11 protein-coding genes are annotated in these 11028 nt (G+C 49.4%); 2 read left to right on the top strand and 9 right to left on the bottom strand.

The features are described from left to right. Positions 1-16 precede the first annotated feature (16 nt). On the top strand, positions 17-1282 hold the full coding sequence (fabF, locus tag LQZ19_RS15255) for a beta-ketoacyl-ACP synthase II (protein WP_411048544.1): 1266 nt from the start codon (positions 17-19) through the stop codon (positions 1280-1282). Position 1283: 1 nt separating this feature from the next. Then, the gene (fabZ, locus tag LQZ19_RS15260) at positions 1284-1712 is read left to right on the top strand and encodes a 3-hydroxyacyl-ACP dehydratase FabZ (RefSeq protein WP_411048545.1); all 429 of its coding nucleotides are present in this window, start codon (positions 1284-1286) and stop codon (positions 1710-1712) included. Positions 1713-2091: 379 nt separating this feature from the next. Here the strand turns inward: fabZ and LQZ19_RS15265 are convergent, their stop codons facing one another. The 9 genes from LQZ19_RS15265 to LQZ19_RS15305 form a co-directional block, all read right to left on the bottom strand. Next, positions 2092-3207 carry a hypothetical protein gene (locus LQZ19_RS15265; RefSeq protein ID WP_411048546.1) on the bottom strand — a complete coding sequence of 372 codons (1116 nt, stop codon included), beginning with the start codon at positions 3205-3207 and terminating at the stop codon, positions 2092-2094. Then, positions 3207-3536, bottom strand: a complete 330-nt coding sequence (locus tag LQZ19_RS15270; RefSeq protein ID WP_411048547.1) for a hypothetical protein — start codon at positions 3534-3536, stop codon at positions 3207-3209. Before LQZ19_RS15270 ends, LQZ19_RS15265 begins: the two co-directional genes overlap by 1 nt. 288 nt (positions 3537-3824) lie before the next feature. Continuing rightward, on the bottom strand, positions 3825-5090 hold the full coding sequence (locus LQZ19_RS15275; RefSeq protein WP_411048548.1) for an MFS transporter: 1266 nt from the start codon (positions 5088-5090) through the stop codon (positions 3825-3827). A gap of 144 nt (positions 5091-5234) precedes the next feature. Further along, entirely contained in the window at positions 5235-5468 is a 234-nt protein-coding gene (locus tag LQZ19_RS15280; RefSeq protein WP_411048549.1) for a DUF3781 domain-containing protein, read from the bottom strand. Continuing rightward, positions 5456-5926: a MarR family transcriptional regulator gene (locus LQZ19_RS15285; protein ID WP_411048550.1), complete on the bottom strand. Its 471-nt coding sequence runs from the start codon at positions 5924-5926 to the stop codon at positions 5456-5458. The genes LQZ19_RS15280 and LQZ19_RS15285 overlap by 13 nt, the downstream gene beginning before the upstream one ends. A 721-nt stretch (positions 5927-6647) precedes the next feature. After that, complete coding sequence (locus tag LQZ19_RS15290) at positions 6648-8381, bottom strand: acyl-CoA dehydrogenase family protein (protein WP_411048551.1); 1734 nt, start codon at positions 8379-8381, stop codon at positions 6648-6650. 70 nt (positions 8382-8451) lie between these two features. Next, entirely contained in the window at positions 8452-9465 is a 1014-nt protein-coding gene (locus LQZ19_RS15295) for an electron transfer flavoprotein subunit alpha/FixB family protein (RefSeq protein ID WP_411048552.1), read from the bottom strand. A 28-nt stretch (positions 9466-9493) separates the two neighbouring features. Beyond that, the gene (locus LQZ19_RS15300; RefSeq protein WP_411048553.1) at positions 9494-10324 is read right to left on the bottom strand and encodes an electron transfer flavoprotein subunit beta/FixA family protein; all 831 of its coding nucleotides are present in this window, start codon (positions 10322-10324) and stop codon (positions 9494-9496) included. Between the two features lie 387 nt (positions 10325-10711). Continuing rightward, positions 10712-11028 (bottom strand): PD-(D/E)XK nuclease family transposase (locus tag LQZ19_RS15305; RefSeq protein WP_411048554.1); only part of this gene is annotated, 317 nt, incomplete at its 5' end.

Genomic DNA, 11028 nt, shown 5'->3' on the forward strand with positions numbered 1-11028 from the left:
TAGTGGAGGAGTTTTGATGAAAACTAAGGTTGTTGTAACCGGTATAGGCGTGATTTCTCCCATCGGAAATACGGTGGAAGAATTTAAGCAATCCCTTATAGCGGGGAAAAGCGGCATCGGGAAGATCACCCAATTTGACACCACCGGTTTTGATGTAACCATCGCAGGGGAGGTTAAGGATTTTGATCCCTCCCAATGGATCGATAAAAAAGATTACCGGAAGATGGCGCGGTTCACCCAGTTTGCAGTGGCCGCTGCTGCCCAGGCGCTGGGGCAGGCGGATCTTTTGGAGGACGCAGAGGAAGGCCGGCGGCGGATCAAGGGTGACCCCAACAAAGCCGGGGTAGTCCTGGGAAACGGCATAGGCGGTTTCGATGTCGTCACCGAATCCTTCCGTAAACTTTTTGATAACGGCCCCAAGCGTATGCTGCCATTAACCGTACCCCTGATGATTAACAATGAAGCTGCGGGGAATGTCTCCATGGTTTTCGGTCTGCGCGGTCCCGCCTACACCCAGGTTACCGCCTGCGCTTCCGGCGCCGACGCCCTGGGCCAGGCCCTGGACCTGATCCGTTCCGGCCGCTGTGACGTGGTCGTTTCCGGCGGTACCGAAGCCTGTATCACCGCTTTCTCCATCGGCGGTTTCCAGATGCTCAAGGCGCTGTCCACCAAACGCTGTGACACCCCGGAAAAAGCCTGCCGCCCCTTCGATGCGGATCGTGACGGCTTCATCCTGGGAGAAGGCGCAGGAATACTGGTGCTGGAGACGGAGGAACACGCCAAAGCCCGGGGCGCTACTATCCTGGCGGAATTCGCCGGCTACGGCGGGAGCGCCGACGCCTACCACATCACCGCCCCGGATCCCTCCGGCGAAGGCGGCGGCACAGCCATGAAGTACGCCCTGGCGGACGCCGGCTTAAAGCCCGAAGAGGTGCAGTATTACAACGCCCACGGCACTGCCACGGAGATCAACGATGCTACGGAAACAAAGATGCTCAAATACGCCTTTGGGGATCACGCCTATAAGCTGAAGGTATCCAGTACCAAGAGCATGACCGGCCACTGTGTCGCCGGCGGCGGCGGCCTGGAAGCCATAGCCTGCATCCTCGCCATCCGGGAAGGATTTTTCCCCCCCACGATCAACCTGGAAACCCCCGACCCCGCCTGCGACCTGGACTATGTCCCCAACAAGGTCCAGTACGGCACGGTAAACGCCGCCGCCTCGGGCAACCTCGGTTTCGGCGGCCACAACGGCGTAGTAGTATTCAGGAAGTACAATTAGTATGAATGAAATTGAAGAGCTGCTGCCCCACCGCGTACCCTTCCTCTTTGTGGATACGATAGATACGGCGGACAAGGAAAAAATAATTGCCCGCCATGTGTTTACGGAAAAGGAATTCTTCTTTGCCGGACATTTCCCCGAATACCCCGTGGTGCCCGGTGTTATTCTGGTGGAAACCATGGCCCAATCCGGCGGCGCGGGTCTCCGCAAGCTGGGCATAATGCCCGGGAACGCCCTGTTTTTTCTGGCCACGGTGGATAAGGTAAAGTTCCGCCGCCAGGTCCGGCCCGGAGATGAGGTCCGCTCAGAAATAGTAAACCTGCGGGTTTCGCCGAAGATGATAAAGCAGTCGGGGAAAGCCTATGTGGGGGATGAATTAGCGGCGGAGGCGGAGTGGATGTGCCTGGTTAGTTCGGGAAATACGCAGTAATTCTAATTTTTGTGAGCGGTATCTTGTTTTAGTACTTGTCGGCATATACGGGCGGGGGAGGGGCATTGCGGGCGCTCACGTGCATGTAGAGTCTGCCTCCGCAGCCCCGCTGCGCGGGTCTACTACGGCAGGGAATTCCATATACGCTCGGCCCGCAATGCCCCTCCCCCGCCCGCCTTTGTCACATGTACGAGAAGAAGGCGTTTCGCACAACCTTTGTTAGGGCGTGTTTCCCGAACGGGATCGCATGATTTTGTTTCAGCGTTTCCCCAACTGTTTTTATACAGTATTTTCACCGACCTGCGTTTCAAATACTACATAGTTATAAACCGATAGCCCTTTTCATACAATTTATTGCGGTATATTTTATTTATTTAATCTATATGCTTTTATTTATTTCCTCTTCACTAATTTCTAAAAATCTATGGAGCCACATACTAATTTTTTCCTCTTTGGAATTCCAAAAAGATGCTTTCACCGACCATTGTGAAGCCTTTAAATTATCTTCTTTTTTGTCTAGTATTTTTTCAGATATAAGTCGAATAAGAATTTTTCTATTAACTTCCGCAATTTTACCTGTTTTATTTTTTTGATAAAACCAAACACCTTCTGTCGGACTTACTAATGAAACAGCTCCGCCATCACTTTCATTTACACCATATCCCGAAGTACCTTCTGTTGAATGATAGCAATAAGATGAACCATTAAATTTTTCAATTAATTTTTGATATAGAGCTTTTAGTTTTAATATCATTTGTTTTCGTTCTTCATTTAAACTTGATTCATTTTCAACATACCCATCAAATTCATCTGATGTTATTGTTTTATAATGATATTTTTTTGAATTCTTAGTTGAAACGATATCTTTTTTTACTTCATTACCAAATAATTTTGGTATCACAATTTCATATTCTTTATATTTATAATATTCCAGTTCAACAGCATATATATCAAATTTCGAATTTTGATTTATGTATATAATCAAATCCTTTAAGGATGTTTGCAACTTATCCATCAAAACAACAAATTTTATATTACCTGAATTAAGGTTATCAGAAATAGTAATCATTTTATCAGAAGCATCATCCGTTGTAAAATATTTTTTATATACGTCTTCAAAATTCATTCCGAATTTCTTTTGCGTATGATAATTCAATTGGGTCACAAAATTTTCAAAATCTGTTACATATTTCCACAAAGAAGCCCCATAATCCAGGACTTGAGCAACTACAGTTCTTTTGTCTTGATTTTTAAAAAGTTTTGTTTCTATGACATAAATATTACCGTTTTCATCAAACCCTAAACCATCTATTGGACCGCTCTCTGTTCGAAATTCCCTTGCGGCAACAAACAATTTAATATCGTCATCAATGTCATAAAGGGGTATAACATTAGGATTATTATAAATATATTCCTGAATATTGCTTTCTAATCCAAATTCTGACGGCTCTATTTTTTCGCCATCTTGATTATTCGTCGATATAATTATCGCCATTATTCCTCCGGTAATGTACCGTTATTTAATCTGCTTTCATAAGTATTTTCTTTTAAACACCTGTTAATTATATCCGTTTGATCCAAAGGTTCCCCCATTGTCCAATATGTATAACCATCGTAATCAAAATATCCAATTTTCATTTTATAAAATATACCATCGTATCCATTTTCCCTAATATGCATAACTGTCTTCATAAACAAATTATAGTCAACTTTTCCCCTTACAATATATTCATGAGGCCACTTTGGATAAGTTTTTGCATATGTCCATTTAACATCAGCTGTAAAACCTATAATTTCTTTATCAAATTGTTTTCCTCTATTCATAGATTTATTATGGTATTATTTTTTACTCTATGTCAATATATTTTTTATCAGCTTAGACGCAATTACAAGCCTTTCCCGTACTGCCGATAAAGGCGGGAAGGGGAGGGGCATCTCTGACGCTCGTGCATATGGAATTCCCTGCTGGAGGAGACCCGAAGGGGCTCCGCAAGCAGACTCTACATGCGCACGAGCGCCAGAGATGCCCCTCCCCTTCCCGATTTTGTCACACATATGAGGAGAAAATTTTTCGCATAACCCTTGTTACCGCGTATTTCCTGCCAGAACGCATTATGTTTGTTGTTCTATTAGCTGGTCAATTCCATGAAAAACACGGCGGGTAAAAATACTAATACCTATCATTATCAATCCGGAAACATAAAACGGAAGATAGGCGCTGCTTCCTATCTTTTCAAAAACAATGCCGTACATGAACTGACCCAGAGGATTTGTACACATACAAATACATATAACGCATGAAATAACTTTTCCGGTTAAATTTTTCGGCGTTAAAATTTGCAGGTTAGTCATTATCTGAATTTGAAACACTGTTGACAGCGCCACTAAAAGACCGCCCCCAATTACTAAAATACTGTAGATTGCCATTGGTGCTTTTAGTGTTTGTAATGCAATTCCCCCTATAAGCATGGATAAGGAGCACCCGATTAAGAGAAATGGGCTTGCCCGTGATTTCAGTTTCTTTGACAATACTCCTGCGAGCAGCCCGCCCAATAGAGCGCCGGCGGCTAATACACCTTGCGCGTATCCGTATAAGCGATTGGCGGTATTCAGCGTGAATCCCAAATGCTGCGTAATTAAAACCGGAAACCCAATTAAAATCAAAGAGGTTAAAAATAAATTAAGCGCGGCATATATTAAAGAAGCTTTCCAGAGAACAGGCCTCTCCTTAAACATAAAGACAAAACTTTCTTTAAGGTCATTGAAACCGGTAACAAATATATTTCCCGTTGTTTTCCTTTTTTCAAACGGAATATGAATAAAAATTTCCATCACCGCGGACGCGAAAAAGCAGCCAACACTTACATATAGGATAGGCTCTAATCCGACAATGGAGAACAAAATACCGCCGATCACCGACCCAACCATACTGCCCAGGGAGCTAATCAGATTTATTACCGAATTCCCCTGCATTATATGTTCCATTTCTACCAGAACAGGCACGCTTGCCTGAACCGCCGGCTGGTAAGCGCCCTGTATCCCGTATAAAATAATCATGGTGACTGCCATAAGCGGCACAATATCTATTTTCCCCGACAACACATAAAACAGAAAAATGAGGATCGCGGTACTGAAATCCAGAATCACCATGATGTTCCTCTTGTTAAGGCGGTCGGCAATGATCCCCCCTATGGGGAACAGTAAAAGCATGGGAATAAAAGATACTGCCAGGATTGTCCCAAACAAAACGGACGAACCTGTTTTATTGAGTAAGTAAAGCGGCAGGGCAAACCGTACTATCTGATTGCCAAATATGGAAATAATCTGCCCTATGGCGACAAGTATAAAATCTCTTTGGAATATCGTTTTTTTATGCATAATTAATGGTTAAATCTCCCCCGAAAAGGCATTATTTTTGTTTCCTTGGAAACATATTCAGCCTACCATTATTTTGTTTCCTTGTCAACATATTTTTTTGAGAAATTTCCAAAAAAAAGGCTGCCTATTCGGGGTAGTTTAAGATCACACTTTATGCGCCGTGATTATCGTGTTGCTGTTCACATTGATGGTCAACACATAGCCATCGCCATGGACATACCAATTTTTGCCCTTTTTGATAATAGACTTGTTATCAGTCCTGTCTACTGCCTGCTTACACCAAGCAACTACGTCATCAGTATCCAAACCGAGATTCCTCTTGATACGTACAACGCCCATTTCCGTAGTATGTAATTTACGTATATCTATTTTAGACATATACCATCCAGTTTTTTTATTTCTTCATCCAAATGCAGGCTATACTTTTCCACGAAGCCCAACATACTGTCAAATTGTTTCTCACTTACCTGCTCAAACACCGCTTTATCCCGCTCTTGAAACTCTTTGTGCAATTCCTCATGGACCTTATTAATTACTTTCCCTTGCTTAGTAAGTCTAAAATAAATTTCTTTTCTATTATCCGGCTTCTGATAACTTTCGATAATACCTTTTTCTATGAGCTTTTTAGTTAATTTAGTTATAGCGCCGCGGGTCATATAAAAAGACTCCGCAAGTTTTGTAACATTAGAATCCCCATTCCTTCCAATGTATTCGACACAATGTACTTCAGAAGACTTATACCCCTTAAGACTCCTTTCCATCTTAGCCTTATTAAGCCAAACCATCTTATTAAACAAGTCCCTGAAAGCCATCATAACCCGTTCTTCTTTATTCATACCCTGGAAACCCAACCCCCGCGAACAGGAACACGATGACACATTTCCTGACTTATCGCATATACGGGCGGGGGAGGGGCATTGCAGGCGCTCACGTGCATGTAGAGTCTGCCTCCGCAGCCCCGCTGCGCGGGTCTACTACGGCAGGGAATTCCATAATACGTTCGACCTGCAATGCCCCTCCCCCGCCCGCCTTTGTCACATGTACGAAAAAAAAGCTTTTCGCACAACCTTTATTAGGGTGTATTTCCCGGACGGGATCGCATGATTTTGTTTCAGCTTTTTCACCGACCTGCGCGCCAAATGATATTTAGCAGCCGTGACCAGCTCCGGTTATACAACCTTTCCTAACCATAACTTGGCATCATGGAAACCCAACCACCGCAAACAAGAACACGATGACAGATCCTCCCCGCACTTCCGACACAGACGGGAGGGGGCGGATATGTCCCTAGCTGAATGTATTATAAAGCTTCCCCCATCATGAAAACACAATCTCTGCGAACAGGAACACGATGACAGATCCTCCCCGCACTTCCGATAAAGGCGGGAGGGGGAGGAGGTGTGCCCGGCGTGCATGTATATGGAATTCCCTGCCGGAGGAGACCCGCAGGGGCTCCGTAGGCAGACTCTACATGCACATGCACGCCGGGCACACCTCCTCCCCCTCCCGATTTTGCCGATAAGTCCGAGAAAAGACCTGTCATCATTATTCCCCGGCCTATTCCCCCGCCCCGATGACCTCCGCATAACACCGCAGCAAAGTCCCATTATCCCCGGTAATAAAACTGTGGCTCGCTTCTATCCGGGAAGGCGCCTTGGCAATAAATATCGCCGCCACCTTGAGCTTCCGCTCGCTGTGCGCCGCATCCCGCAGGAGCAGGTAGCTGATCACCAGGTCCGTGGCCATTTCCACGAGCCGCCTGGAATGGTAGCTGAGAAACTGCTCGTGCCCTTCGCCCTTGTAGGCTTTCACGTAGTCCAGGGTGGCGTCAAAGATCTTCCGGGCGGCGCGGACCTTGGCTATAAGATCCGCGGCGTAGGAAAAGTCCACCTGATCGTATTCGTCCAGGATGGACTGGGCTATGCCGGAGGTAACCGGGCCGATGGCGGCCACCACTTGGAGCTGGGTGGTCCCTTCATAGATGTTGGTAATCCGGGCGTCACGGTAGTGGCGTTCGGCGTTGAACTCCTTCATATATCCTGTGCCGCCGTGGATCTGGATGGCGTCGTAGGCAACCTTGTTCGCCATCTCCGTGGCGTAGGCCTTGACCAAGGGGGTAAAGAAACCCGCGAGTTTGGCGTACCGCTTCTTGTCCTCCACAATATCGCCCTTCTGATCCGGGTGCGCCTCGGAAAAGTCTTCCAGCACTTCCTTGAGATCCACAAAACGGGCGGTTTCGTAAAGCAACGTGCGGCCCGCTTCCACCGCAACCTTCATCTCGGTGAGCATCTCGAACACCGGCGGCAGGGTCCGTACCGACACGTTGAACTGGATGCGCTTGGCGGCGTAAAGATCCGCCTCCCGGTAGGCCGCTTCGGCTATGCCCACCGCCTGGGCGGCAATACCGAGCCGGGCGTTGTTCATGAGCCACATGGTGTACTTGGTGAGTCCCCGTTGGCGCTCGCCCACTAATTCTGCGGGGGCCTTGTTAAACTGCAGCTCGCAGGTGGGGGAACCGTGGATGCCCAACTTGTGTTCCAGCCGGCGGATAATCATCTTGTCGTCCCGCTCGTAGAGGAAGAACGATAAGCCCCGGGCGCCCTTACCCTTTTCTTCGCTGCGGGCCAGGACCAGGCCGACAGTTCCGCAGCCGTTGGTGATAAAGCGCTTAACCCCGCTGAGGTACCACTTACCATCCTCGCCCTGAACCGCCTTGAGGTTTACCGCCTGAAGATCGCTCCCCGCATCGGGTTCGGTTAGTATCATTGATGAACCCCACTCGCCGGAACAGAGCCGGGGCAGTACCGCCTGTTTCTGTTCCTCGGACGCAAACTTGTTGATGGTCTCGGCGATATCCTGCTGGAGCCCGAAGTTAAGGGCCGAAGCATCGGCGCGGGAGAGGAGCTCCGAGGCGATGCACAGTATCGTTGAAGGCATGTTGAGTCCGCCGTAGCGCCGGGGTATGCAGAAGCCCATGAGATCCGCCTGGGCGAACATGTCCATCGCCTTTTGGGTGGCGGGGTTCAGAGTCACCTGGTTTGTCGCCAGGTCCAAAAGCGGGCCCTCCTCGTCAACCTTGGGGGCGTTGGGGGCGATAAACTCGCCGCACATTTCCCCAATGATGCTCAGAACCCGTTTGTAGGAATCCCTGGCGTCCGCAGCATCCTTGGGCGCGTAGGAAAATTGTTCAGCCTGGGTAAATTCCTCTTCCTTGAAACGGATAATCCGGTCCAGGTCCAGGTGTTCCAGGTGAAATAAAATATCTTCGTTATCGTTTAAAAAGTTTTCCACTTGTATACTCCTATAAAAAGCGGCTTTGCCGCACGTTAATCGGAAGTGTTACGAAGTAACACACTGCTCCTTATACCCGGGCCTTATAGGCCTTGATCATCCGGGGGATCACGTCAAACAGATCCCCCACTATGCCGTACTGGGCAATGCCGAAAATCGGCGCCTCAGGATCCGTGTTGATGGCGATGATCCGCGCCGAACCGTCCATACCCGCCCGGTGCTGGATGGCCCCGGAAATACCGCAGGCCACGTAGAGCTTCGGCCGCACCGTGGTGCCCGTCTGCCCTACCTGGTGGTCCTTGCTGATAAAGCCCGCGTCCACCGCCGCCCGGGATGCCCCCACTTCGGCGCCTATGGTTTCCGCCAGTTCCCGGATGAGGTGGAAATTTTCCTTGCCCCCCACGCCGAAGCCGCCGGACACAATGATGTTGGCGCCCTTGAGGTTGACGGTCTTTTCCTGCAGCACCCGGTCAATGATCTCCGATGGGAAATCTGCGGCGCCGAGACTCGCAGGAACCTTAACGATAGTAGCCTTCCGGGAAGTGTCCGGAGTGTTCATCCGCATCACCCCTTCCCGAACCGTAGACATCTGGGGTTTCTTTTCCGGGCACACAATAGTAGCAATTATGTTGCCCCCAAAGGCGGGCCGGATCTGGTAGAGGATGTTCTTGTAATCCGTCTCCCCCTGCTTGTGGTCGCCGATTTGCAGATCCGTACAGTCCGCGGTAAGTCCAACCTTGAGGTAGGAAGCCACCCGGGGAGCCAGATCCCGGCCGGTAGTGGTGGCGCCGTAGAGGACTATCTGGGGCTTGTAGTCCGAGATCACCTGAATCATCAGTTTTGTGTAGGGAACGGGGGTGTAGTGTTTGAGTTTGGGCTCCTCATAGAGGTAGACCGTATCCGCCCCAAGGCTCGCCAGGCGGGGGACCTCCTGGGAAACCTTTTCCCCAAAGAGGGCCGCACTAACGCTAACCCCCAGTTTATCCGCCAGCTCCCGGGCTTTGGAAACCAGTTCCAGGCTCACCTCCGCCAGGTTTCCGCTGTCCTGCTGGATATATACCATCACGCTTAAATCATTACTCATCTCTTTTGCTCCTGTTAAGCGGGTTTACTTAACCCAGGGTATGATCCGCGATAAGCTCGTGGACCAGTTCCGTAATCCCCTGCTCGCCGGGATCGATAAATTTGATTTCCCCCGCGGTAAGGACCACCGAATTGATGTTCTTCACCTTCGTAGGGGAACCGGCCAGGCCGCACTGATTGGGGTCCGCTTTGATCGCCGGAATATCCCAGAGCGCCAGGGCTGAACTATCGGCCGCCGGAGCGGCCTGTTTGTGGGTCATCAGCCGCTTGGCCGAAGCAGGCCGGGGCGCCTCCCCTTCATCGGTAAAGGTAATCAGCACCGGGAATTTGGCCTTCACCCGTTCCCAGCCCCCTTCGATGGAACGTAGGGCGGTGATTTCCTTCTTGGCGGGATCCACCGTCTCGACCTTGGAAACGCAGGTAATCTGGTTGATCCCCAGTTTTTCCGCAGTCTGCGGTCCCACCTGGGCGGTATCCCCGTCTATGGCCTGCCGGCCGCAGAGCACCAGATCGTAGTTTCCTATCTTCTCGATGGCGCATTTCAGGGCGTAGGACGTAGCCAGGGTATCCGCCCCGGCAAAGCCCCGGTCCGACACCAGGGCGGTAAAATCCGCTCCCCGGTAGAGACATTCCTTCAGGACCGTCGACGCCGCCGGGGGCCCCATGGAAATCACGCTCACCTTCGACCCGGGAAATTGATCCTTGAGCAGCAGCGCCGCCTCAAGCCCGTAGAGATCCTCGGGATTAAAAATCGCCGGCAGGGCGGCGCGGTTAACCGTACCGTCTTCCTTCATAGCCTGACCGGTGATATTTTGGGTATCCGGAACCTGTTTAACCAAAACGATGATATTCAAACCCATCTATGAACTCCTAGTTTCACATTTCTCCTAAAAAGATTTTATATATACTACCTTTTATATGAAAATTCCGCAAGAGTTTTTCAGTTTGGGAAGCGGCCTTTAGCGTAGCATATCGGCAAAACGGGCGTGGGGAGGGGTACACCCGTCTTCATGTGCATGTAGAGCCTGTCTCCGCAGCCCCACTACGTGGGTCTACTACGACAGAGAATTCCATATACATGAAGGCGGGTGTACCCCTCCCCACGCCCGCCTTTGTCACATAGTACGAAGAAGGAGCTTCCCCGGTTGGGTTCACATACCGGAGTGGCAGGCTGGGTAGTGTTATAGACTACTGATATGTAATACAAGGTGTCATACAAGGTTAAGTGGCGTCGGCCAATTTTGTCTTTATCTGTTCCAGAGTATAGCCTTGCTCCATAAGCTCAATAACCTGGTTTTGGCCTTCCCTATAGCTTTGCCGTTCCCGGCCTGCCTGGTCCGCTCGTCATCGTTTAGCTCCATCACCAACGCAACCGCTTGCTTAATCGCAGGGTCTTTTTCCGCTACCATGGCCATCTCCTCCGGGTTTTGGGCCTTAAAAAATTGCCCCCAGTTAAATAAGCGTCCGCCATCCGACTCTTGGGGTAGCTTACCCAGTTCCAGGACGTTTATCGCTATCAGATCCGTAAATTCTGCCCCGGACTGGCTGTTTCGGATGCTATACC

Source organism: Treponema primitia (genome assembly GCF_046533075.1).
In the GTDB taxonomy this organism is placed as follows: Bacteria; Spirochaetota; Spirochaetia; order Treponematales; family Breznakiellaceae; genus Termitinema; species Termitinema primitia_B.

Coding starts and splice junctions, on each gene's coding strand:
- LQZ19_RS15295 (WP_411048552.1), bottom strand. CDS start 9,465: ATGAGTAATGATTTAAGCGTGATGGTATATATCCAGCAGGACAGCGGA.
- fabF (WP_411048544.1), top strand. CDS start 17: ATGAAAACTAAGGTTGTTGTAACCGGTATAGGCGTGATTTCTCCCATC.
- LQZ19_RS15300 (WP_411048553.1), bottom strand. CDS start 10,324: ATGGGTTTGAATATCATCGTTTTGGTTAAACAGGTTCCGGATACCCAA.
- LQZ19_RS15270 (WP_411048547.1), bottom strand. CDS start 3,536: ATGAATAGAGGAAAACAATTTGATAAAGAAATTATAGGTTTTACAGCT.
- LQZ19_RS15280 (WP_411048549.1), bottom strand. CDS start 5,468: ATGTCTAAAATAGATATACGTAAATTACATACTACGGAAATGGGCGTT.
- fabZ (WP_411048545.1), top strand. CDS start 1,284: ATGAATGAAATTGAAGAGCTGCTGCCCCACCGCGTACCCTTCCTCTTT.
- LQZ19_RS15285 (WP_411048550.1), bottom strand. CDS start 5,926: ATGAATAAAGAAGAACGGGTTATGATGGCTTTCAGGGACTTGTTTAAT.
- LQZ19_RS15275 (WP_411048548.1), bottom strand. CDS start 5,090: ATGCATAAAAAAACGATATTCCAAAGAGATTTTATACTTGTCGCCATA.
- LQZ19_RS15265 (WP_411048546.1), bottom strand. CDS start 3,207: ATGGCGATAATTATATCGACGAATAATCAAGATGGCGAAAAAATAGAG.